This window comes from Rathayibacter sp. AY1C7 (assembly GCF_002931865.1).
GTDB lineage: Bacteria > Actinomycetota > Actinomycetes > Actinomycetales > Microbacteriaceae > Rathayibacter.
In genome coordinates this window covers 1-22,541 of the sequence record NZ_PSWB01000032.1, presented here as the reverse complement: position 1 = coordinate 22,541, position 22,541 = coordinate 1, and the positions used below count along the sequence as shown (strand labels likewise).

Sequence of the window (22,541 nt, the reverse complement as noted above, 5' to 3'; positions counted from 1 at the left end):
CGTCAGATCCGGGTCCCCGTCTTCGCGGCGAGGCGGAGGTAGACGCCGGCCGTGATCGCGAGCATCACCGCGTAGGCGCCGACGAACCAGCCCAGCGCCGTGGTGTAGTCGCCGAACTCGGTCTTGGAGAAGCCGAGCAGCTGGGGGATCACGAAGCCGCCGTAGGCGCCGATCGCCGAGATCAGGCCGAGCGCCGCGGCGGACGTGCGCTGGGCGCCGATGCCGTCGTCGCCGCGCTGGCGGGCGCGGAGGGCGAACACCGTGGGGATCATGCGGTAGGTCGCGCCGTTGCCGATGCCGGCCGCCGAGAAGAGCACGAGGAAGCAGGCGAGGAAGAGCCAGAAGCTGCCGAGCGGCAGTGTCGCGATCACGCCGAGGATCCCGGCGCCCATGGCGACGAAGGCGAGGACCGTGACAGGCGCTCCGCCGAAGCGGTCGGCCAGACGGCCGCCGGAGGGGCGGGACAGCGAGCCCACCAGGGAGCCGAGGAACGCGAGGCCGACCGTCGCCGAGCCGACGGCGAAGCCGGAGAACTCGGGGAAGGTGTCGGCGATGAGCTTCGGGAACACGCCGGCGAATCCGATGAAGGACCCGAAGGTGCCGATGTAGAGCACGGCCAGCAGCCAGAGGTGCGGCTCGCGGAGCGCGGCGAGGGAGGCGGCGACGTCGGACTTCGCGGTCGAGAGGTTGTCCATGCGCTTGGCGGCGCCGATCATCGCCACGACGATCAGGGGGACCCAGAGGAAGCCGGCGATCGGCAGGTTCAGCGTGGCCGCGGCGCCGACGGTGATCGCGATCGGCACGACGAGCTGCGCGACGGAGGCGCCCAGGTTGCCGCCCGCGGCGTTGAGCCCCAGAGCCCAGCCCTTCTGCGCGTGCGGGTAGAAGAAGGTGATGTTCGCCATCGAGCTGGCGAAGTTGCCGCCGCCGAAGCCGGCGAGCGCGGCCACCAGGAGCATGACGCCGAACGGGGTCTCCGGATTCGAGACCGCGATGCCGAGTCCGACGCTCGGGATCAGCAGGAGGCCCGCCGACACGATCGTCCAGTTGCGGCCGCCGAAGCGGGGGACCATGAACGTGTACGGGATCCGCAGGGTGGCGCCGACGAGGCTCGGCATCGAGATGAGCCAGAAGATCTGCCCGGTGTCGAAGGCGAACCCGGCCGCCGGCAGCGAGACGACGACGACCGACCAGAGCTGCCAGACGACGAAGCCGAGGAACTCGGCGAAGATCGACCACCTCAGATTGCGAGCGGCGACGGAGCGTCCCTCCGCCTCCCACTGGGCGGGGTCCTCGGGGTTCCAGCCGTCGATCCAGCGGCCCGGCCGTCGGATGATGCCGGTGGATGTGGCGGCGGTCGTGGGGACGGTGGTCGGGGGTGCAGCAGTCATCGTGGTCCTCCGGAGGGTGGGCGGCGCGCGCGAGGGCGCGCTCGGGACGGGGAGGTGGAGCGGTGGTGGTGCGGGGAGGAGGCGTCAGGCGTTGCGCCCGAACAGCTCCGAGACGATGTCGACCAGCTCGCGGGCGGGCGGATCGACGGCGGTGAGGAGGGGAGCGGAGGCGAGGTCGGCCCCCGCGGAGGCGGCCAGGCCGGCGAAGTAGCCGGGCGCGAGCAGGTAGGTGGCGACCACGACGCGCGCGCCGGGGTGGGCGGCGCGCTCGGCGGCGACCGCCTCCGCGATCCGCGGCTCGGCGGCCGAGATGAACGAGGTGCTCACCTCGCGGCCGAGCTCGGCGGCGAGGAGGCGGCCGGTGGTCCAGCAGTCCGCGACGGCACCGGCGTCGCTCGAGCCGGCAGCGGCGAGCACGACGCGGTCGCCGTCGTCGAGCCCTGCCTCGTGGAGCCGGCGGGCGAGCACGCGCGCCAGGCGGGGATCGGGTCCGAGCGCGCCCGAGACCCGCACCGGCCGCTCCGCCTCCGCCGCGGCCTCGGCCAGGTCGACGTGCACGTGGTAGCCGGCCGAGAGCAGCAGCGGCACGACCACCGCCGGCCGGCCCGGCTCGAGAGAGCCCAGGGTCGCGGGGACGTCGGGCTGCTGCACGTCGACGAAGGAGTCGAGCACGTCCAGCGCCGGGTTGGCCCGGCGGACCGCCTCGACCAGCGCGGCGACGGCACGCCTCCCGTCGTCGTCGGAGGTCCCGTGGGATGCGGCGACCAGAGCGGTCCGCTGAGCGACCTCGATCGTGCCGTCGCTCTCGCGCACCTGCCAGGTGGCGAGGTGCAGCTCCGCTCGTGTGAAGCAGGCGCCGGTCTCGAGGTCGAAGACGTCCTTGTGCAGGGGCGAGGCGATCGTGGGCCGCTGCACCCCGTCGACCAGACGCGAGCCGACGATGCCGCGCGAGAGCACGGCCGCGCCGGTCGCGGGGTCGAGGTTCGAGACGGCCCGCACCCGCCCGTCGGGCAGGAGGAACAGGGCGAGCTGCACACCGCCGACCAGGGCGGCCTCGCCCCAGAGCGGCTCGAGGTCGCCGACGGCGCAGACCGGCACCCAGGTGGTGGCGGTCGCGGGGGCGAGCCGATCGAGGAGGGTCATCGCTGCGCCTTCTTCCTGCGGGTGGGCCACCGCATCCGGTCGGACGCGATGAGGCAACGGTAGGGATCGCGCGTTTCGTGCGAGCACGCCTTCGGTGTCACGGGCGTAACGAAGCCCTCACGGCCTGCGGCGCTCGCCGAGAGGCGCGCGTCACACGCTGTTACACCGGGGCAACGGCGGGGAAACGGGCCGTCCCTACGGTGGACGTCATGACTCCTGGAGCGAACCCCGCCGCCCGGCCCCGACGCGTGCTCGTCGTCGGAGCGGGACCCGCCGCGCACCGCCTGGTCGACGCGCTCGTCGCCCGGGCCGGCGACCAGGCGCTGGAGATCACCGTCCTCGGCGAGGAGGTGCACCGTCCCTACGACCGCGTCGCACTCTCGAAGCGCCTCGACGGCGAGCACGACCTGACTCTGGGCGACGGCGCTCTGTGGGAGTCGGCGCGGCTGATCACCTCCTCCCGTGTCGTCGCGATCGATCCCGACCGCCTGCGCGTCGAGCTCGCGGACGGCCGCTCCCTCGAGGGCGACGAGATCGTCCTGGCGACGGGCTCCTCCGCCACGGTCCCGCCGATCGAGGGCGCCGAGCACGGCCGCGTCTACCGCACGCTCGAGGACGTGGACGGGCTCGTCGCCGAGCTCGCCGCGTTCCGCGCCCGGCGCGGACGCCCCGCGATCGTGGTCGTGGTCGGCGGCGGTCTGCTCGGCCTCGAGGCGGCGGGAGGCGCGCACCGGCTCGGTGCGCGCACCGCCCTCGTCCACTCCGGCCGCTGGCTGATGAGCGCGCAGCTCGACGAGGGCGCCGGGCAGGCCCTCGGCCGCATCATCTCGGCGCAGGGGATCGCGCTGCACCTCGGCAACCGGCCCACCGCGATCCTCACCTCGCCGACGGGGACGGTGCTCGGAGTCGCGCTGACCGACGGCAGCAGCATCAGCGCCGATCTCGTGGTCTTCTCCATCGGGATCACGGCGCGCGACGAGCTCGCCCGAGCGGTCGGGATCGAGGTCGCACCGCGCGGAGGCGTGGTCGTCGACGAGGCCTGCCGCACCAGCAGGGCGGGAGTCTGGGCCATCGGCGAGGTCGCCGCGATCGCCGGCCGCACGGTCGGGCTCGTCGCACCCGCCAACGCGATGGCGGAGGTGGTCGCCGACCGGATCCTCGGCGGCGACGCGACCTTCCCGGGGGTCGACGACGCCACCAAGCTCAAGCTCTCGGGCGTGGAGGTCGCCAGCTTCGGCGACGCCCTCGGCACCACGGAGGGAGCGCTCGAGGTCGTCTACGCCGATCCGGCCCGCGGTCTCTACCAGAAGGTCGTCGTCTCGGACGATGCGCGCACGCTGCTCGGCGGGATGTTCGTCGGCGACGCGGGCCCCTACTCCTCCCTCCGCCCGCTGCTGGGGCGCGAGCTGCCGGCCGAGCCCGGCGCCTACCTCGCGGCGGCGGGGGCGGAGGCGCCCTCGGGCGACCTTCCGGACGACGCCCAGGTCTGCTCGTGCAACAACGTCTCGGTCGGCGAGGTCCGCCACGCGATCGGCGAGGGGTGCACCGAGCTGGGGCCGCTCAAGGCCTGCACCCGCGCGGGCACCCAGTGCGGATCGTGCGTGCCCCTGGTGAAGAAGCTGCTCGACACGGAGCTGATCCGTGCGGGCGTCGAGGTCTCCCGCGCCCTCTGCGAGCACGTGGCGCTCAGCCGCAGCGAGCTGTTCGAGTCGGTCCGCATCCTCGGGCTGCACTCGGCCGAGCAGGTGATGGAGCGCTTCGGCTCCGGGCTGGGCTGCGACGTCTGCAAGCCGGTGATCGCCTCCGTCCTCGCCACCCAGACGAACGCCTACATCCTCGACGGCGGCCAGGCGCCGCTGCAGGACACCAACGACCGCGCCCTGGCCAACATGCAGAAGGACGGCACCTACTCCGTCGTCCCGCGGATCCCCGGGGGCGAGATCACGCCGGCGAAGCTCAAGGTGATCGCCGAGGTCGCCGAGCAGTACGGCCTCTACACGAAGATCACCGGCGGGCAGCGGATCGACATGTTCGGCGCCCGCCTCGAGCAGCTGCCCGAGATCTGGCGCCTCCTCGTCGACGCCGGCTTCGAGTCGGGTCAGGCGTACGGCAAGTCGCTGCGCACGGTCAAGTCGTGCGTCGGATCGACCTGGTGCCGCTTCGGAGTCCAGGACGCGGTCGGGATGGCGGTCTTCCTCGAGGAGCGGTACCGGGGTCTCCGCTCGCCGCACAAGTTCAAGCTCGGGGTCAGCGGCTGCGCCCGCGAGTGCGCCGAGGCGCGGGGGAAGGACATCGGCGTCATCGCGAGCGACCTCGGCTGGAACCTCTACGTCGGCGGCAACGGCGGCTACCAGCCGGCGCACGCCCAGCTGCTCGCGCAGGACCTCGACGACGAGACCCTGGTGCGCTACATCGACCGCTACGTCATGTACTACGTGCGGACGGCCGAGCGGCTCCAGCGGACCGCACGCTGGCAGGAGGAGCTCCCCGGCGGACTCGAGCACGTGCGCGAGGTGGTCTGCGAGGACTCGCTCGGCATCGCCGCCGAGCTGGAGGCCGCCATGGCCACGCACGTCGACACCTACGTCGACGAGTGGGCGGCGACCCTCGCCGATCCCGACCGGCTCCGCCGCTTCCGCTCCTTCGTGAACGCCCCGGACACCGCGGATCCGCGCGTCGCGACCGTGCGCGAGCGCGGGCAGGTCCGGCCCGCCGGCCGGGACGAGAGACCGGACGGACCCGTGCTGGTCGCGGGGCCGAGGATCCCCGTCGGTCCGGCCGGGATCGGATCGGACTCGTGATGCAGCTCTCCCTCGACCTCGCCGGACGCCGCGTGCTCGTGATCGGCACCGCCTCCGGGACCCGCCGCGTGCTCGCCCGCTACCGAGCCGCCGGCGCACTCGTCGAGCGGCACGAGGCGGAGGACGCGCTCACCCCGGCGCCCCCGGCCCTGATCGTGTGGGTGGAGGGGCCGGCGCCGCTCCGAGCAGCGGCGGCCGAGCTCTGCCCCTGGATCGTCGACGAGGCCCCCGCGCCGACCCGGCCGGTCGGGCACGTCAGCATCGTCGGCGGCGGCCCCGGCGATCCGGATCTGATGACCCTCGCCGCCCGCCGCGCCCTCCGCGACGCGGACGTGGTGCTCTACGACCGGCTCGGTCCGCACGAGGGCCTGGCCGAGTGGGCGCCCGGCGCCGAGCTGATCGACGTCGGCAAGACGCCGGGTCATCATGCGGTGCCGCAGCACGAGATCGAGCGGCTGATGATCGAGCGGGCCCTCGCGGGTCTGGACGTCGTGCGCCTGAAGGGCGGCGATCCGTTCGTGTTCGGCCGCGGGTCGGAGGAGGTGCGCGCGTGCCGGCTCGCCGGCGTCGGCTCCACGGTCGTCCCCGGAGTGACCAGCGCGATCTCGGTGCCCGCCGCCGCCGGGATCCCGGTCACCCACCGCGAGGTCAGCAGGGCCTTCACCGTGGTCTCGGGCCATGCGCCGTTCAGCGAGCAGGAGCTCGGCCATCTGGCCGGGCTGGGCGGGACGATCGTGGTGCTGATGGGCGTGAACACCCTCCCGCACCTCGTCGCCGGGCTGCAGCGCGCCGGGATGCGCGCCGACACGCCCCTCGCGATCGTCGAGCGGGGCTGGTCGCGCGACCAGCGCACGACGGTCTCGTCGGTCGGCGGAGTGCTCGGCCTGCTCGCCGAGCTGGCACCGCGCTCGCCCGCCGTGATCGTCATCGGCGAGGTGGTCCGGCAGGCCGCGTGCCATGATGCGGGGGACCCCGAGAGCATCGCCCGAGCGGTCGATGCACTGACCGCGTGAGACCCCGAGGGGGCCGAGCATGACCGGCACCGATCCCGACACCGCCGTGGGGTTCCGACCCGACCAGCTGGACGGCTTCCGCATCGGGGTCACCTCCGACCGCCGCTCCGAGGACCTGATCGCCGCGTTCGAGCGCCGCGGTGCCGCCGTCACGCACGCCCCCACCATCCGCATGCGCGGCGTCGACACCGAGGGCGCGCTCGAGGAGGAGACCCGCGCCATCGTCGCCGCCCGTCCCGACGTGCTCCTCGCCACCACCTCCTACGGCCTGCGGCGCTGGCTCGAGGCCGCGGACGCCGCGGGGATCGAGCTGGCCGACGCGCTGTCCTCCGCGCGGATCCTCGTCCGGGGACCCAAGGCGCGCGGAGCGATCCGTGCGGCGGGTCTCGACGACCACGGGATGAGCGAGCGCGAGACGACCACCTCCCTCGTCGACCTGGCCCTGCGCGAGGGCGTCGCCGGCCGCACGATCGCGGTGCAGCTGCACGGATTCACCGACCCGGCTCAGCTGCAGCGTCTCCGCGACGCCGGCGCCCGGGTGCTCACGGCCGCGCCCTACCGCTGGAGCGTGCACGAGGACTCCGCCCGGGTGCTGCGGCTGATCGACGCGGTCTGCGGAGGGGGCATCGACGCCGTCACCTTCACCAGCGCGCCGGCGGTGGAGGCGCTCTTCACGGTCGCGGAGGCCGCGGGCCGCCTCGACGACCTCCAGGCGGCCTTCCGCGAGACGGTGGTCGCCGCCGCCGTGGGCCCCGTGACCGCAGCACCCCTGGTCGAGGCAGGGATCCTCCCGGTCGTGCCGGACCGGTTCCGGATGGGCGCGCTCATCCGCCTGACCTGCGAGCACCTCGAGCAGGCGTCGCCCCGCATCGAGACGGCCTTCGGCACTCTCGAGCTCCGAGGCCGGCACGCCGTCCTGGCCGGGACCCGGGTGGCGCTGACCCCGGTCGCGCTCGCGCTGTTCCGGACTCTCGTCGCCGCCGAGGGCGCGACCGTCGCGCGTCACGTCCTCGCGGCCTCCGCGCCGGAGGCTCTCGACGACCACGCGGTCGACGTCGCTGTCAGCCGCCTCCGTCAGGCCCTCCCCGAACCGCGGCTCGTGGCGACGGTGATCAAGCGCGGCTACCGGCTCGCGACCCCGCTCTGAGCGGCGGCGCGGTGCCACACTGAGCGCGTGGGCAAGCTGAGGGTCGTCGTCGCGCCCGACTCCTTCAAGGGGTCGGCGAGCGCGGTCGAGGTCGCGCGGGCGATCGCCGAGGGCTGGAGCGCTGCGCGCCCGGGGGACGAGATCGTCCTCGCGCCGATGGCCGACGGAGGAGAGGGCACGGTCGAGGCCTTCGCACTCGCGGTCCCGGGGTCGCTTCGGCGGCCGGTCATCGTCCCCGGCCCGGACGACCGGCCGGTCCGCGCCTGGTGGCTGCTGCTCCCCGACGGGACAGCCGTCGTCGAGCTCGCCTCCACGAGCGGCATCACGCTGCTCGACCCGCTCCGACCGCTCACCGCGCACACGCGCGGCTTCGGCCGCGCGATCGCCGCCGCCCTCGACGCGGGGGCGCACGCCCTGCTGCTGGCGATCGGCGGCAGCGCCTCGACCGACGGCGGAGTCGGAGCGCTCCGCGAGCTCGGCGCACGCTTCTCCACCGCCTCCGGCCGCGACCTCGGCGAGGGAGGCGGTGCGCTGCCCGCGATCGCCGCCGCCGACCTCCGCGCGCTGCGTCCTCTGCCGCCCGGAGGTGCGGTCGTGCTCAGCGACGTCGCGACCCCGCTGCTCGGCGACTCCGGGGCGGCCCGCGTCTTCGGACCGCAGAAGGGGGCCGGCCCCGAGGACGTCCTCGTCCTCGAGAGCGGCCTCCGCCGTCTCGCCACGCACCTGGACGCGGATCCCGATGCGCCGGGCTCCGGGGCGGCTGGCGGGACGGGCTTCGGGCTGCTCGCCTGGGGCGCGCGTACGACCTCCGGCGCCGGCGCCGTCGGACGGGCGATCGGGCTCCCGGCGCTCCTAGCGGGCGCGGACGTCGTCATCACGGGGGAGGGGCGCTTCGACGCGCAGTCCGCCGCCGGCAAGGTCCCGGTGCACGTCCTCGCGCTCGCCGAGGCGGCCGGGGCGCGGACGCTCCTCGTCGCCGGGGCGATCGCGGCGCCGACTCCCGGCTTCACCGCGGCGGTGTCGCTGACGGAGGCGGCGGGCTCCTCGTCCGCGGCCCTCGCGGACCCGCTCCCGCACCTGCGCGCCGTCGCCCGGGAGTGGGCCGCGCAGCTCCTCTGACCGTTCGCGGTGTCGGTGGTCGGGCGTACCGTCCGGGCATGCCCCGCGATGCGATCCGACCACCACATCTTGTGGTCGAGCCGCCGCGCGGACCCCACCGGTCGGGCATGCCGACACGCCGTGGCGCGTTGTACACAGTGAACGGGATCCTTCTGTCCACACCTGTGGATGGTTCGTCCGGATCCGCGTCCTTCCGCGGTTCCACGGGCTCCGACCTGTGGATGAACGGGGGAGGAACCGGTGGATAACTACACGGCTGTAACTACTACGTCTAGTGGGCTGACACCGGCCCGCCCCCTATATGTAGTATTGCTGAGCAGGTCGGAGCGAGAGCCCCACCGGCACCCAGAACTCACCCGGACCACCCTCCGACCCCGCCCGCATCGCGAGCCGCCGGTCGGGGAGCGGCACCGGGACACCCCCTTCGAAAGGCGACACCCATGGCTGTGACGGTCTACACCAAGCCCTCCTGCGTCCAGTGCACCGCGACGTACCGCGCCCTCGACAGCAAGGGCATCGACTACGAGGTGTTCGACCTCTCCGTGGACGAGAAGGCCCTCGAGGCCGTCAAGGCCCTCGGCTACCTCCAGGCGCCGGTCGTCATCACGGACGACGACCACTGGTCCGGCTTCCGCCCCGACAAGATCGCGACCCTCTGAGGCGCACGGACGGCGATCCGCGACGTCGTCGGCGGGTGCCGTAGCGCCGCTGCGGCTTCCTCCTCCGCCTTGCGGCTCACCGCGCAGCCGCCTCGGAGGCGGGACCGAGAACAGCAGCTGACGGGGAGAGGGGCCGGAGGATGAGCGGGCTCGTGTACTTCTCCAGCAGCTCGGGGAACACGCACCGGTTCATCGAGAAGCTCGGACGGCCGGCGCAGCGCATCCCGCTCCACGCCCGCCGCGACGGAGCCGCCCTCGACACGCTCCACGTCCACGAGCCGTACGTGCTCGTCCTCCCCACCTACGGCGGCGGCAACGGCGGGGGAGCGGTCCCCAAGCAGGTCATCCGGTTCCTCAACGATCCGTGCAACCGCTCCCTGATCCGCGGCGTCATCGGCGCCGGCAACACGAACTTCGGCGAGGCGTACTGCCTCGCCGGCGACATCATCGCCCGCAAGTGCGAGGTGCCGCACCTCTATCGATTCGAAGTATTCGGAACACCCGACGACGTCCGCGCCGTCGACGAAGGATTGGACACGTTTTGGACGCAGCAGTGATCGACGCTCCCCGCGACGCCGCACAGATGGACTACCACTCGCTCAACGCGATGCTGAACCTCTACGGCCCGAACGGAGAGATCCAGTTCGACAAGGACCGCGAGGCCGCTCGCGAGTTCTTCCTGCAGCACGTCAACCAGAACACGGTGTTCTTCCACACGCTCAAGGAGCGCCTCGACTACCTGGTCGAGAAGGAGTACTACGAGCAGGCCGTGCTCGACCAGTACTCGTTCGAGTTCATCCAGCAGCTCAACGACCTGGCGTACTCGAAGAAGTTCCGCTTCGCGACCTTCCTCGGCGCGTTCAAGTACTACACCTCGTACACGCTCAAGACGTTCGACGGGAAGCGCTACCTCGAGCGCTTCGAGGACCGCGTCGTGATGACCGCCCTCGGCCTCGCCCAGGGCGACGAGACGCTCGCGACCGCCCTCGTCGAGGAGATCGTCGCCGGCCGCTTCCAGCCCGCGACCCCGACCTTCCTCAACACAGGCAAGGCCCAGCGCGGCGAGCTCGTCTCCTGCTTCCTGCTGCGCATCGAGGACAACATGGAGTCGATCGCCCGCGGCATCAACTCCGCGCTCCAGCTCTCCAAGCGCGGCGGCGGCGTCGCCCTCTCGCTCTCGAACATCCGCGAGGCCGGCGCCCCGATCAAGCAGATCGAGAACCAGTCCTCGGGCATCATCCCCGTGATGAAGCTCCTCGAGGACAGCTTCAGCTACGCCAACCAGCTCGGCGCGCGCCAGGGCGCGGGAGCGGTGTACCTCTCGGCGCACCACCCCGACATCCTCCGCTTCCTCGACACCAAGCGCGAGAACGCCGACGAGAAGATCCGCATCAAGACGCTCTCCCTCGGCGTCGTCGTGCCCGACATCACGTTCGAGCTCGCGAAGAACAACGAGGACATGTACCTCTTCTCGCCCTATGACGTCGAGCGCGTCTACGGCATCCCCTTCGGCGACATCTCCCTCTCGGAGAAGTACCGCGAGATGGTCGACGACCCGCGCATCAAGAAGACCAAGATCTCGGCGCGCGAGTTCTTCCAGACCATCGCCGAGATCCAGTTCGAGTCGGGCTACCCCTACATCGTGTTCGAGGACACGGTGAACCAGGCGAACCCGATCAAGGGCCGCATCAACATGTCCAACCTCTGCTCCGAGATCCTCCAGGTCAACACTCCGACGACCTACAACGAGGACCTCTCCTACGCGCAGATCGGCAAGGACATCTCCTGCAACCTCGGCTCGCTGAACATCGCGCTGACGATGGACTCGCCCGACTTCGGCCGCACCATCGAGACCGCGATCCGCGGCCTCACCTCGGTGTCCGACCAGTCGCACATCACCTCGGTCCGCTCGATCGAGGACGGCAACGACAAGTCGCACGCCATCGGCCTCGGCCAGATGAACCTGCACGGCTACCTCGCCCGCGAGCGGATCCACTACGGATCCGAGGAGGGCATCGACTTCACCAACATCTACTTCTACTCGGTGCTGTTCCACGCCCTGCGCGCCTCCAACAACCTCTCCATCGAGCGCGGCACCACCTTCGAGGGCTTCGCCGACTCGAAGTACGCCTCGGGCGAGTTCTTCGACACCTACACGGAGAAGGAGTGGGCGCCGGCCACCGAGCGCGTCTCCCGCCTCTTCGCCGACTCGGGCATCGCGGTCCCCACCCGGGACGACTGGCGTGCGCTCAAGGCCTCGGTCATGGAGCACGGCATCTACAACCAGAACCTGCAGGCCGTCCCGCCGACCGGCTCGATCTCGTACATCAACAACTCGACGTCCTCGATCCACCCGATCGCGTCGAAGATCGAGATCCGCAAGGAGGGCAAGCTCGGCCGCGTCTACTACCCGGCGCCGTTCATGACGAACGACAACCTGGAGTACTACCAGGACGCGTACGAGATCGGCTACGAGAAGATCATCGACACCTACGCCGCCGCCACGCAGCACGTCGACCAGGGCCTCTCGCTCACGCTCTTCTTCAAGGACACGGCGACCACCCGCGACGTCAACCGCGCCCAGATCTACGCCTGGCGCAAGGGCATCAAGACGATCTACTACATCCGCATCCGTCAGCTGGCGCTCGAGGGCACCGAGCTCGACCAGTGCGTCTCGTGCATGCTCTAGAGCACGCAGCCCCACCCCCCTCCGCACGACCCATCCGCAGCAGCGAGAAGGAATCATGACTCCCCCCGAGAAGCTCAAGCTCGTCGACTCCGTCCAGGCGATCAACTGGAACCGGATCCAGGACGACAAGGACGTCGAGGTGTGGAACCGCCTCACGAGCAACTTCTGGCTGCCCGAGAAGGTCCCGCTGTCGAACGACATCCAGTCGTGGAACACGCTCACGCACCAGGAGCAGCAGCTCACCATGCGCGTGTTCACCGGGCTCACCCTGCTCGACACCGTGCAGGGCACCGTCGGCGCCGTCTCGCTCATCCCGGACGCGATCACGCCTCACGAGGAGGCCGTCTACACGAACATCGCGTTCATGGAGTCGGTCCACGCCAAGTCGTACTCCTCGGTGTTCTCGACCCTGTCGAACACCCAGGACATCGACGAGGCCTTCCGCTGGTCGATGGAGAACCCGAACCTGCAGAAGAAGGCGTCCATCGTGATGGACTACTACCGCGGCGACGACCCGCTGAAGCGGAAGGTCGCCTCCACGCTGCTGGAGTCGTTCCTCTTCTACTCGGGCTTCTACCTGCCGATGTACTGGTCCTCGCGCGCCAAGCTCACCAACACGGCCGACCTCGTGCGCCTGATCATCCGCGACGAGGCCGTGCACGGCTACTACATCGGCTACAAGTTCCAGAAGGGACTCGAGCGGGTCGACCAGGCCAAGCGCGACGAGATCAAGGACTACACGTTCTCGCTGCTCTACGAGCTCTACGACAACGAGGCGCAGTACACGCAGGACCTCTACGACCAGCTCGGCCTGACCGAGGACGTCAAGAAGTTCCTGCACTACAACGCGAACAAGGCGCTGATGAACCTCGGCTACGAGCCGATGTTCCCCAAGCAGGTCACCGATGTGAACCCCGCGATCCTGTCGGCCCTCTCGCCCAACGCGGACGAGAACCACGACTTCTTCTCGGGCTCCGGCTCCTCCTACGTGATCGGCAAGGCCGTGAACACCGAGGACGAGGACTGGGACTTCTAGGCGTCGACACCACGTCCCGGCCTCCACGGCGAACGGCCCCTCCCCTCGCGGGTGAGGGGCCGTTCCTCGTCTCCGGGCGGCGGGCGGGCGCCGGGTCACCGCACCCGGCGAGGCGCCGCCCTGTCGCCGAGGCGCCGTCCTGTCGGCGGCGCCTCGCGCGGCACGTCGGTGTCTCGCGGAGCGGGGCCGGAGCGGCCGTCGTGCGCGCCTCAGAGGGCCAGGCGCATCAGCACCCGGGGGAAGCCGTCGAGCACGGAGCGCACCGCCGCCCAGCCGACCACTCCGCCGATTCACCACTCCACCGGATGAATCGCACCAGCACCCCCTGTTGGACGGCGCCCAGGCGGGGCGCCTACCGTGGACGAGGCATCCAACGAAGGAGCACTCTGTGAAGCACGTCCCCCTCGGCACCTCCGGTGTCGACTCCCCGAACGTCGTCCTCGGCCTCATGCGCATCCCCGACATGACCGACGAGGCCATCCGCGGTCTCGTCGGCGCCGCCCGCGACTCGGGCATCGACTTCTTCGATCACGCCGACGTCTACGGCAAGAAGCTGCACCAGTGCGAGGAGCGCTTCGCCGAGGCGATGGCGCTGACTTCCTCCGAGCGCGAGCAGATCGTGCTGCAGACCAAGGCGGGCATCGTCGGCGACGGCCCGTACTTCGACTTCTCCTACGAGCACCTGATGGCCTCGGTCGAGGGCTCGCTGAAGGCGCTGCGCACCGACTACGTCGACGTGCTGCTCCTGCATCGGCCCGACGCGCTCGTCGAGCCCGATGAGGTGGCCCGCGCGTTCGACGAGCTGCACGCGTCCGGCAAGGTGAAGCAGTTCGGCGTCTCGAACCAGACGCCGTACCAGATCGAGCTGCTGAAGAAGTCGCTGAACCAGCCGATCGTGGCGAATCAGCTGCAGCTCTCGATCACCCATGCGCCGCTGATCGCGCAGGGTGTCGCCTCCAACATGGTCGGCGAGGACCAGTCCGTCATGCGCGACGCCGGCATCCTCGACTACTGCCGCCTGAACGACATCACCGTCCAGGCCTGGTCGCCCTTCCAGGCGGGGTTCTTCACCGGCGTCTTCCTCGACAACCCGGCCTACCCCGAGCTGAACGCCGTCATCGACCGGCTCGCAGCGACCTACGAGGTCCCGGCGATCGCCGTGGCCACCGCCTGGATCACCCGCCACCCGGCGGGCATGCAGGTCGTGCTCGGCACGACCAACGAGCAGCGCGTGCGCGATGCGGCCCTCGGCTCCGATCTGCCGCTCACGCGGCCGGAGTGGTACGAGCTGTTCCGCGCGGCGGGCTACCTCGTCCCCTAGAGCTCCCACCCCGGAGGAAATGCGCGTCGGCGCAGAGAGGCACGGACTCCCCGGAGTCCGTGCCTCTTCCCGTCCCCGCGAGACGCCGGTCGGAACGCCCGCCGCGGTGTGCCGCGGACCGAAGCGGCATCTCGCGGGGGAGGGGCGGGAATAGGAACGGCACCCCTGCGTTGAACTTGAGCGTAACCGACTCAACTTCCTCAGGAGGACAGGTGCCCGACAACTACAGCGAGGCCGGAGCGAGCTCGTTCGACGACTTCCTCGCCCGCTACCTCGACGGTGAGCGCGCCCGCGCGGCGCGGTCGATCGACCTCAGCCGATTCCTCACCGCCCGTACCCGCGACATCCTGCAGTCCGCAGGACGCTTCGCCCTCGAGCGCGGCCAGACCGAGCTCGACGCCCTGCACGTGCTCCGCGTGCTCATCGACGACGAGACCGTCTCGCAGGCCGTGCGCCGCATCGGCGTCGACCCCGCCACCATCGCCACCGCCGCGGAGGCGCGCCTCCCGCAGGCCGACGAGGCCCACGCCTCGCAGAACGCAGCCACCATCACCCCCAGCGCGCAGCGCGCGCTGTTCCACGCCTACCAGGTCGCCCGCTCCAGCGGCTCGACCTACATCGAGCCCGAGCACCTCTTCTTCGCGCTCGTGCTCGGCCAGGACGCCCCCGCCGGGCAGGTCCTCGCCCGCGCCGGCGTCACCGCCGAGGCCCTCACCCAGGGCATGCGCGAGACCGAGGCCCCGCAGCAGCAGGAGGCGGGACAGCCCGCCTCCGACACTCCGCTGCTCGACAAGTTCGGCACCGACCTCACCGCTCTCGCCCGCGAGGGCCGGCTCGACCCGGTCATCGGGCGCGCCGACGAGATCGAGCAGACCGTCGAGATCCTCAGCCGCCGCACCAAGAACAACCCGGTGCTCGTCGGCGAGGCCGGCGTCGGCAAGACCGCCATCGTCGAGGGCCTGGCCCGCGCGATCGTGGCGAAGGAGGTCCCCGAGCAGCTGCGCGGCAAGCGCGTGATCTCGCTCGACCTCCCCGGCATGCTGGCCGGCACCCGCTACCGCGGCGACTTCGAGGAGCGCCTCACCGGCACCATGGACGAGATCGCGGCGCACTCCGGCGAGCTGATCGTCTTCATCGACGAGGTCCACACCGTCGTCGGTGCGGGCGGCGGCGGCGAGGGCGGCATGGACGCGGGCAACATCCTCAAGCCGCGTCTGGCCCGAGGCGACCTGCACCTCGTCGGCGCCACCACGCTCAAGGAGTACCGCACCATCGAGAAGGACCCGGCACTGGAGCGGCGCTTCCAGCCGGTCCGCGTCGGCGAGCCCGGCATCGAGGACGCGGTCGCCATCCTGCACGGCCTGCGCCCCGCCTACGAGGAGCACCACCGCGTGCGCTTCACGGACGAGGCCCTGCGCGCCTCCGTCGAGCTCTCGGCCCGGTACCTCACCGACCGCGTGCTGCCCGACAAGGCGATCGACCTGATCGACCAGGCCGGCGCGCGCCTCCGCCTCCGCCTCGGAGCCGGCGTCGACACCGGAGCTCTGCTCGAGCGTCTGGCGACCCTGGAGGCCGACAAGAACGCGGCCGTCTCGGCCGAGCACTACGAGGAGGCGTCCCGCGTCCGCGACGAGATCAGCGCCGTGCAGGCGGAGCTCGACGCGGCCACCGGCAGCGCCCCCGCGGAGGCGGTCGTCGGCGAGACCGAGATCGCGGCCGTCATTGCCCGCGCCACCGGCATCCCGGTGTCGCGGCTCACAGAGGGGGAGCGCGAGCGCCTCGCGCACCTCGAGACCGAGCTGCACCAGCGGGTCATCGGCCAGGACGACGCGGTCACCGCGGTCGCCCGGGCCGTCCGCCGCAGCCGCACAGGCCTCGGCGACTCCTCGCGCCCGGTCGGCTCGTTCCTCTTCCTCGGCCCGACCGGTGTCGGCAAGACGGAGCTGGCGCGCACCCTCGCGGGCTCCCTCTTCGCCGATGAGCAGTCGGTCATCCGCTTCGACATGAGCGAGTTCGGCGAGCGTCACACGGTCTCGCGGCTGGTCGGCGCCCCTCCCGGGTACGTCGGCTACGACGAGGCCGGTCAGCTGACCGAGCGCGTGCGCCGGAACCCGTACTCGGTGGTCCTCTTCGACGAGATCGAGAAGGCGCACCCCGACGTGTTCAACCTGCTGCTGCAGGTGCTCGACGACGGGCGTCTGACCGACGGCCAGGGGCGGACGGTCGACTTCCGCAACACGGTGATCATCATGACCTCGAACCTCGGCTCGGAGTTCCTGGCCTCGCGGTCGGGTGCGCTCGGCTTCGTCGCTCAGAGCGACGCGTCGGCCGAGGGCTTCGCCTCGGAGAAGGACCTGCGCGATCGCGTCATGGGCCGTCTCCGCGAGGCGATGCGCCCCGAGTTCCTCAACCGGATCGACGAGATCGTCCTGTTCCGCCGCCTCGGCCGCGAGCAGCTGCGGGAGATCGTCGGCATCGTCCTCGACACCACGCGCTCCCGCCTCGCTCCCCGCGAGGTGACGCTCGAGGTGACGGAGGCGGCCGTCGACTGGCTCGCCGAGAACGGCTACGAGCCGCAGTACGGCGCCCGGCCCCTGCGCCGGCTCGTCCAGCGCTCCATCGACGACCGGATCGCCGACCTGTTCGTCAGCGGCGAGGTCTCCGACGGAGGCGCGGTCCGCGTCGACGCCGTCGCCGGCGAGCTGCTGGTGACCTCGGCCGCCGCCCTCCCGCTGGCCGCGTAGCCGGTCCCGCTCCGACCCCCGTCCCTCCTCCTTCCGCGAGACACCGCTCGTGACGACGGCACCGCCCGTCGTCGCGAGCGGCGCCCGCGGAGGGGGAGGGGCGGGGGTCTTCGCGTCCCCACGGCTTGCCACAGCGGTCCGGGCGGGATAGACACGAGAGCACGAGAACCGGAGGCACGATGTCGAACCCGCGCTACTACGACCCCGTGGGCAAGGCGGTCCGGGCGCTGCTCGTGCTGAGCCTCGTCTGCTTCGCCCTGGCGGTGGGCATGTTCGCCCTCGACATCGTCATGCCCGGCACCATGACGGACGAGCGACGGCCCTGGGCCGAGGCCAGCGGGGCGCTCGCCTCGTTCGGCGTGCTGGCCCTCATCGTCTACTTCGCGACCGTCGCGATCGTCGGCGCGATCCGGGGGCGCGGGCAGTAGCCCCGGCTCCGACGCCGTCGTCCGACAGGAACGCGTCCGGCCCGCGGGATCCGAGGATCCTCGCGGGCCGGACGCGTTCTCGCGAGCCGTCAGGCGCCGGTCAGGGGCACTTCTTCGCGGTGATCGTCACCTTCAGCGTGGCGTCCGGAGCGACGGGGGAGCCGCCGGCCGGCTCCTGCCCGGTGACCTGGCCGGCGTCGGGCGCCTTCGGGTCCTCGGCGCAGGCGAGCGTGATCTTCGTGAAGCCGGCGGCGCCGAAGGCGTTCTTCGCGGCCTCCAGGTCCTGGCCCGTCACGTTCGGCACGGTCTTCTGGTTGCCGGAGCTGGTGAACACGGTGATCGCGGTGCCGCGCGGGGCCGAGCCCGACGGGGCGGCGCGGGTGACCGTCCCGACCGCGGCGTCGCTCGCCTCCGTGCCGCCCTGCACGACGCCGAAGCCGGCCGCCTCGAGCTTGGCCTCGGCGTCGGCGGAGGAGAGCCCGACGACATCCGGGATGTCCACCTTCGGGACGACCTGCAGCGAGCCGTCGGCCTCCGGGAAGTCCGTCCCGCCGTACGTCGCGTCGGCGGCGCGCATGACGACCGGCCAGATGCGGTGGCGCGCGGTGGCGGCGGATCCGGAGTCGAAGGAGTAGCGGCCGAGGCGCAGGTTCGCGTCGCCCTTCACGTTGAACACGCCGACGGCGGTCGCGACGCGGGTGCTCGCTCCGGTCATCCAGGTGGCCTTCGCGTCGTCGGTGGTGCCGGTCTTGCCGATCAGCGGAACGCCGTCGCCGGTGCGGGAGGCCACGGCCGTCCCGCCGCCGGTGAAGGTCGCCTGCAGCGCGACGGCCGCGGTGGCGGCGACGTTGCGGTCGATCGACTGGCGGCAGTTCGCCGGGGGCACCGGCTGGTCGGCTCCGGCGGAGTCGGTGATGCGGTCGATCGCGACGGGGTCGCAGGTCGTGCCGCCGGAGGCGATGGTGGCGAAGGCGCCGGCCATCGAGAGGGGCGAGACGTAGTTCGTGCCGAGCACCGACGACGGGTTGTGCTCGAGCTCCTCGCCGCTGCCCTGCTTCACGCCCATGTCGACCGCGGTGTCGCGGATGCCGCACAGGTCGAGCTCACGGGCCATGCCGACGAAGCCGGTGTTGAGGGAGGTCTTCGTGAAGGACACCGGGGTGCCGACCTCGCCGGTGCCGCCCTCGTCGTTCTTCGCGCTCGTCTCGTTGCTCGTGTCGGTGCCGCCGGAGACGCAGGAGTCCGTGAAGGTGCCCCAGGTGGACTTGCGCGTCCCGTCGACCGACTCGTTGATGCTGTGGCCCTCCTTCAGCCACTCCACCAGGGTGAAGAGCTTGTAGGTCGAGCCCGGCTGGATCCCGGAGGATCCGCCGTTGGCCCGATCGGTGCTGTAGTTCACGGCGCTGTAGGACGGGTCGGTCGTGAGGACGTCCGGATCCTGCGAGTACTTCTTGTTCTGCGTCATCGCGAGCACGCGCCCGGATCCGACCTCGACGCTGACGGAGACGGCTCCGACGTCGAAGTTCCAGGTCTGCGGGACCTGCGCGTCGACGGCGGCGACGGCCGCGTCCTGCAGGCCGACGTCGAGCGTCGTGTAGACGTCGAGGCCGCCGCGGCGGAAGTTGGTCCAGCGGGTGTCCTCGTCGGCGCCGAAGATCTCGTTGTTCTTCAGGACGTTGGTGACGTAGTCGCAGAAGAAGCCCGCGTTGCCCGCGGTCGAGCAGCCGGTGCTGGGCTGGGTGATGCGGGGCTCGATCGGAGTGGCGACGGCGGCGTCGTGGTCCTCCTGCGAGATCTTCCCCTCCTCGAGCATCTTGCCGATGATGTAGTCGCGGCGGTCCTTGTTGCGGGCGTAGCCGTTCGCGGCGCCGTTGTCCGGGTTGTCGGGCTGGTCGATCCGCAGGACGGCCGGGTTGTTGACGATCGCGATGAGGCTCGCGGCCTGGGCGATCGAGAGGTCCGCGGCCGAGGTCGCGTAGTAGTAGTTCGCGGCGGTCTCGAGGCCGTAGGTGGTGCCTCCGAAGAACGCGATGTTGAGGTAGCCCTGGAGGATCTGGTCCTTCGTGTACTGCTTCTCGAGCCCGATGGCGAGCTTCATCTCGCGGAGCTTGCGCTCGGGGGAGGTCCGGGTGGCCTCGTCGATCGCGGCCGCGCGCTCGGAGTCGTCCGAGATGTTGCGGACGGCCTTCTCGACGAGGACGTTCTTCACGTACTGCTGGGTGATCGAGGATCCGCCCTGCACGTCGTTGCCGAGCACGTAGGTCTGCGCGACGGCGCGGAGGGTGCCGGGGAGGTCGACTCCGCCGTGGTCGTAGAAGCGGGGGTCCTCACCCGAGACGGCGGCGTCCTTGGCGGCCTGGGCGATGCGGTCGAGCGGCACCTCGACGCGGTTCTCGACGTAGAAGGAGGCGAGCAGCTGCGGGCCGTCGGAGCCGGTCGCGTAGATGTTGCTCTTCTCGGAGAGCTTGTCGACCTCGAGGTAGTCGGGCAGGCCGTCGAAGACGCCGATCGACTGGTTCGCGGCGACTCCGGCGAGCGCCACGGCCGGGGTGACGGTGGCGGTCACGAGGACTCCGGCCACGACGCTCATGCCCAGGAAGCCCACGATCGCCTTGACCACACCACCGGTGGTCCTTCTGTCGGACGCCAAACCTTCTCCTTCGCGAATCCCCCCGGATGCTGCGACGACCGCGGCCGACGCCCTGCACGCTCCGTGCGGCAGGTCAACCTCGACAGACTAACCCGAGAGCCCCCGAAGACGAAGGCCCGGCCAGAGGCCTGAAAAGACCCTGACCGCCACCCGGGGGACGGCGTTCCCTAGGCTGTCGGCATGGCGAGCCCCTCCTCCGACCCCCGACCGGCCGACGCGACGACCCCGGAGGCCGCTCCGGTCGCGCCTCCGCAGGCCGTCCCCGCACCGCCCACGGGCGCCCTCTCGTACGCTCTCGGCTTCCTCGCGTTCATCGGGATCCCGTTCCTCAGCCTGATCGTGGGCGGCATCGTCATGGCGTCCGTGTACCCCTCCGCCCGGAGGAAGGGCGGGCTCGCCGCCGAGAACGCGCGGAACGCGGCGAACTGGGGTCTGACGGTGATCCTGATCGGGGTCGTGACGCTCGGCGCGCACGTCGTGCTGCTCTTCGCCGCCTCCGACACCCCGCTCGCGAAGGACTTCTACCCGATCGGCATCCCGATCACGCTGTTCGCCGTGCTCTGGCTGGTGCACTTCGTGCTGATCATCTGCGGACTGGTGAAGGCGAACCAGCGCGAGGTGTTCCGTCCGCGCATCGCGATCCCGTTCCTCCGCCCGCCCGCGGCCTGAGCTCAGGCGCCGACGGGCCAGAGGTAGTCGAGCCCCGGCGGCGTGCCGGGGAACAGCGGGCCGTAGTGGTCCTCGTCCTTGGTCACGAGCTTCGAGCGGTGCGAGAGGTGCAGCCGCTCGTCGCCGAACCACGGCGGGAGCGCGTAGTCGCCGGTCAGGTAGGCGGCGAGATCCTCCGGGGCGGCGGCGAGGGCCTCCTCGGTCTTCACGAGGCACGTGTCGGCGAAGCCGCGCTCCGTCCACTCCGCGCAGGTCTCGCGCTGGTAGGTCATCAGCGCCGGTCGGTAGCCCCGCCACATCCGCGTGACGGGGTGGTTCTGCCAGCCGTACCCCGGAACGGTCAGCGCCCGCATGACCTGCAGCGTCTCGACGCGCTGCTTGCCGAGCCGCTTGCCGTCGAGGGCGCGGACGCTGCGGTGGAAGTCGGGGTAGGGGAGGAAGGTCTGCACGCCTCCCAGTCAACAGCGGCCCGTCTCCCTCCGGCCACCCTCCCGTCACGCCGATGTCGCCTGGCGTGCGTAGCGTCCGGGGCATGACCGGACTCCCCCTCCTCGCCACCGACGACGTGCAGCTGCGCTGGGCGCGGCCCGAGGTCCTCGACTCCGCCCGCCACCGGATGCTGCGCCTGCTCACCCTCGCCGAGCGCCTGCGCTACGAGGCGACGAGTCGGCGCGAGGTCCGGGACGGCTTCCTCCTCGGCCGGGTCCTCGTGCGCGAGCTGGCTGCTGAGACGCTCGGGATCGATCCCCTCGAGGTCGCCGTGGACGCGTGCTGCGAGCGCTGCTCCGGACCGCACGGCCGCCCGGTGCTCCGCGGCGAGCACCCGGCGCTGGAGCGGATGCGGATCAGCATCGCGCACTGCGACGGCGCGGTGGTCGCGGCGCTGGCGACCGGACGCGACATCGGGATCGACGCGGTGCGTGCCCGCAGCGTCCGCGACCGCGTGGCGTCCGGGGCGACGACGGCGGAGCAGGTGCTCGCCGATCTGCGCTCGCAGGCGGTCGCGAAGGCCGACGGGCGCGGGACGTCGAGCGACGAGCCCGTCCGCTTCCGCACCAGGGAGGGCGCGACCGAGGCCTGGATCGAGGGCTCGAGCCGCTACTTCGCCGTCTCTGAGCCGACGGTCCACTCCGCGCTCGTCGTGGCGGTCGCGGTCGCTCAGGAGTGACCGCGGGGCGCGGTCCCCGGCCGTTGCGCTGGTCCGCGCCTAGGAGAACAGCGACAGCGTGATCGTCGAGCGGTAGGAGCCGGCCTCGACGTCCGGCTCGGCCAGCAGCCGCAGCTCGGCGTCGGCGCTCCAGGTGCCGGCCCCGCCGGCGGCTCCGAGCAGCAGCGCGTCCCGCAGGCCCGCGCCGCCCTCGAGGGAGGAGGCGACCGGATCGCCCGCGATGGCGCCGGTGCCGGTGATCAGGCGCGGGGTCCAGCCGAGGTGGTCGGCTCCGATCGAGGCGCTCGGGCTGGTGAGGGCGCTCGCCGAGGCGAGGACGTACCAGTCGTTCTGCGCGCCGACGCGCGAGTCGGTGACGGTGACCGTGGGGAGCCCGCCTGTGAACCGGCGCTGGAGGGCGGTGGAGCCCGACTCGGCGAGGTCGACGGCGTCGGCGGCGACGGAGAGCGAGAGGGAGCCGGGCTGCGCGGGAGGGGTGATGTCGACGTCGACGTCCACTCCGTCGAGGTCGTGGAGCAGGGGCGGCGTGCGGGCCGGGTCCTCGCCGGTGAGGGGATCGGCGG

18 protein-coding genes are annotated in these 22,541 nt (G+C 71.6%); 13 read left to right on the top strand and 5 right to left on the bottom strand.

Annotated elements, in window-relative coordinates:
• Nucleotides 1-2: 2 nt before the first annotated feature.
• Together C5C69_RS14750 and nirD are read right to left on the bottom strand one after the other, a co-directional pair.
• Complete coding sequence (locus C5C69_RS14750) at nucleotides 3-1,391, bottom strand: MFS transporter (RefSeq protein WP_104224352.1); 1,389 nt, start codon at nucleotides 1,389-1,391, stop codon at nucleotides 3-5.
• An 84-nt stretch (nucleotides 1,392-1,475) separates the two neighbouring features.
• Entirely contained in the window at nucleotides 1,476-2,534 is a 1,059-nt protein-coding gene (gene nirD, locus C5C69_RS17415; RefSeq protein ID WP_104224353.1) for a nitrite reductase small subunit NirD, read from the bottom strand.
• Nucleotides 2,535-2,743: 209 nt separating this feature from the next.
• Here nirD and nirB point away from each other — a divergent pair, with 209 nt between their 5' ends.
• The 11 genes from nirB (at nucleotide 2,744) to C5C69_RS14690 (ending at nucleotide 17,491) form a co-directional block, all read left to right on the top strand.
• Entirely contained in the window at nucleotides 2,744-5,335 is a 2,592-nt protein-coding gene (nirB, locus tag C5C69_RS14740; protein ID WP_104224354.1) for a nitrite reductase large subunit NirB, read from the top strand.
• Nucleotides 5,335-6,348: a uroporphyrinogen-III C-methyltransferase gene (gene cobA, locus C5C69_RS14735; RefSeq protein ID WP_104227191.1), complete on the top strand. Its 1,014-nt coding sequence runs from the start codon at nucleotides 5,335-5,337 to the stop codon at nucleotides 6,346-6,348. Before nirB ends, cobA begins: the two co-directional genes overlap by 1 nt.
• Nucleotides 6,349-6,367: 19 nt before the next feature.
• Nucleotides 6,368-7,495: a uroporphyrinogen-III synthase gene (locus tag C5C69_RS14730; protein WP_104234480.1), complete on the top strand. Its 1,128-nt coding sequence runs from the start codon at nucleotides 6,368-6,370 to the stop codon at nucleotides 7,493-7,495.
• A 36-nt stretch (nucleotides 7,496-7,531) separates the two neighbouring features.
• Nucleotides 7,532-8,614 carry a glycerate kinase gene (locus C5C69_RS14725; protein ID WP_104258226.1) on the top strand — a complete coding sequence of 361 codons (1,083 nt, stop codon included), beginning with the start codon at nucleotides 7,532-7,534 and terminating at the stop codon, nucleotides 8,612-8,614.
• A gap of 440 nt (nucleotides 8,615-9,054) precedes the next feature.
• Complete coding sequence (nrdH, locus tag C5C69_RS14720) at nucleotides 9,055-9,273, top strand: glutaredoxin-like protein NrdH (RefSeq protein WP_068255139.1); 219 nt, start codon at nucleotides 9,055-9,057, stop codon at nucleotides 9,271-9,273.
• A gap of 140 nt (nucleotides 9,274-9,413) precedes the next feature.
• Nucleotides 9,414-9,830, top strand: coding sequence for a class Ib ribonucleoside-diphosphate reductase assembly flavoprotein NrdI (gene nrdI / locus C5C69_RS14715; protein ID WP_104224357.1), 417 nt, complete (start codon nucleotides 9,414-9,416; stop codon nucleotides 9,828-9,830).
• A gap of 26 nt (nucleotides 9,831-9,856) precedes the next feature.
• Nucleotides 9,857-11,962, top strand: coding sequence for a class 1b ribonucleoside-diphosphate reductase subunit alpha (gene nrdE / locus C5C69_RS14710; RefSeq protein ID WP_104250945.1), 2,106 nt, complete (start codon nucleotides 9,857-9,859; stop codon nucleotides 11,960-11,962).
• Between the two features lie 55 nt (nucleotides 11,963-12,017).
• Nucleotides 12,018-12,998 (top strand): class 1b ribonucleoside-diphosphate reductase subunit beta, encoded by a 981-nt coding sequence (nrdF, locus tag C5C69_RS14705; protein WP_104224358.1) that lies wholly within the window; start codon nucleotides 12,018-12,020, stop codon nucleotides 12,996-12,998.
• A 388-nt stretch (nucleotides 12,999-13,386) separates the two neighbouring features.
• Nucleotides 13,387-14,319 carry an aldo/keto reductase family oxidoreductase gene (locus tag C5C69_RS14700; RefSeq protein WP_258065277.1) on the top strand — a complete coding sequence of 311 codons (933 nt, stop codon included), beginning with the start codon at nucleotides 13,387-13,389 and terminating at the stop codon, nucleotides 14,317-14,319.
• 212 nt (nucleotides 14,320-14,531) lie between these two features.
• Complete coding sequence (locus C5C69_RS14695; protein ID WP_104258223.1) at nucleotides 14,532-17,063, top strand: ATP-dependent Clp protease ATP-binding subunit; 2,532 nt, start codon at nucleotides 14,532-14,534, stop codon at nucleotides 17,061-17,063.
• A 179-nt stretch (nucleotides 17,064-17,242) separates the two neighbouring features.
• Nucleotides 17,243-17,491, top strand: a complete 249-nt coding sequence (locus C5C69_RS14690; protein WP_104224361.1) for a hypothetical protein — start codon at nucleotides 17,243-17,245, stop codon at nucleotides 17,489-17,491.
• Nucleotides 17,492-17,591: 100 nt separating this feature from the next.
• Here C5C69_RS14690 and C5C69_RS14685 read toward each other — a convergent pair whose 3' ends face one another.
• Nucleotides 17,592-20,141 (bottom strand): transglycosylase domain-containing protein, encoded by a 2,550-nt coding sequence (locus C5C69_RS14685; protein ID WP_258065275.1) that lies wholly within the window; start codon nucleotides 20,139-20,141, stop codon nucleotides 17,592-17,594.
• Nucleotides 20,142-20,321: 180 nt separating this feature from the next.
• On the opposite strand from C5C69_RS14685, the gene C5C69_RS14680 reads away from it, so the two are divergent.
• Nucleotides 20,322-20,810, top strand: coding sequence for a DUF4870 domain-containing protein (locus C5C69_RS14680; protein WP_104234617.1), 489 nt, complete (start codon nucleotides 20,322-20,324; stop codon nucleotides 20,808-20,810).
• 2 nt (nucleotides 20,811-20,812) lie between these two features.
• Here C5C69_RS14680 and C5C69_RS14675 read toward each other — a convergent pair whose 3' ends face one another.
• Entirely contained in the window at nucleotides 20,813-21,259 is a 447-nt protein-coding gene (locus C5C69_RS14675; protein ID WP_104234618.1) for an MSMEG_6728 family protein, read from the bottom strand.
• A gap of 83 nt (nucleotides 21,260-21,342) precedes the next feature.
• Between C5C69_RS14675 and C5C69_RS14670 the strand changes: the two genes are divergently transcribed.
• The gene (locus tag C5C69_RS14670) at nucleotides 21,343-21,978 is read left to right on the top strand and encodes a 4'-phosphopantetheinyl transferase superfamily protein (RefSeq protein ID WP_104234619.1); all 636 of its coding nucleotides are present in this window, start codon (nucleotides 21,343-21,345) and stop codon (nucleotides 21,976-21,978) included.
• Nucleotides 21,979-22,017: 39 nt separating this feature from the next.
• On the opposite strand, the gene C5C69_RS17065 is transcribed toward C5C69_RS14670, so the two are convergent.
• Nucleotides 22,018-22,541 (bottom strand): hypothetical protein (locus tag C5C69_RS17065; protein ID WP_104258222.1); only part of this gene is annotated, 524 nt, incomplete at its 5' end.

What these genes read in the sequence shown, in the direction of transcription:
- C5C69_RS14750 (WP_104224352.1), bottom strand. Translation starts at nt 1,391, where the DNA reads ATGACTGCTGCACCCCCGACCACCGTCCCCACGACCGCCGCCACATCC.
- nrdE (WP_104250945.1), top strand. Translation starts at nt 9,857, where the DNA reads ATGGACTACCACTCGCTCAACGCGATGCTGAACCTCTACGGCCCGAAC.
- nirD (WP_104224353.1), bottom strand. Translation starts at nt 2,534, where the DNA reads ATGACCCTCCTCGATCGGCTCGCCCCCGCGACCGCCACCACCTGGGTG.
- nrdH (WP_068255139.1), top strand. Translation starts at nt 9,055, where the DNA reads ATGGCTGTGACGGTCTACACCAAGCCCTCCTGCGTCCAGTGCACCGCG.
- cobA (WP_104227191.1), top strand. Translation starts at nt 5,335, where the DNA reads ATGCAGCTCTCCCTCGACCTCGCCGGACGCCGCGTGCTCGTGATCGGC.
- nrdI (WP_104224357.1), top strand. Translation starts at nt 9,414, where the DNA reads ATGAGCGGGCTCGTGTACTTCTCCAGCAGCTCGGGGAACACGCACCGG.
- C5C69_RS14730 (WP_104234480.1), top strand. Translation starts at nt 6,368, where the DNA reads ATGACCGGCACCGATCCCGACACCGCCGTGGGGTTCCGACCCGACCAG.
- C5C69_RS14690 (WP_104224361.1), top strand. Translation starts at nt 17,243, where the DNA reads ATGTCGAACCCGCGCTACTACGACCCCGTGGGCAAGGCGGTCCGGGCG.
- C5C69_RS14680 (WP_104234617.1), top strand. Translation starts at nt 20,322, where the DNA reads ATGGCGAGCCCCTCCTCCGACCCCCGACCGGCCGACGCGACGACCCCG.
- C5C69_RS14670 (WP_104234619.1), top strand. Translation starts at nt 21,343, where the DNA reads ATGACCGGACTCCCCCTCCTCGCCACCGACGACGTGCAGCTGCGCTGG.
- nirB (WP_104224354.1), top strand. Translation starts at nt 2,744, where the DNA reads ATGACTCCTGGAGCGAACCCCGCCGCCCGGCCCCGACGCGTGCTCGTC.
- nrdF (WP_104224358.1), top strand. Translation starts at nt 12,018, where the DNA reads ATGACTCCCCCCGAGAAGCTCAAGCTCGTCGACTCCGTCCAGGCGATC.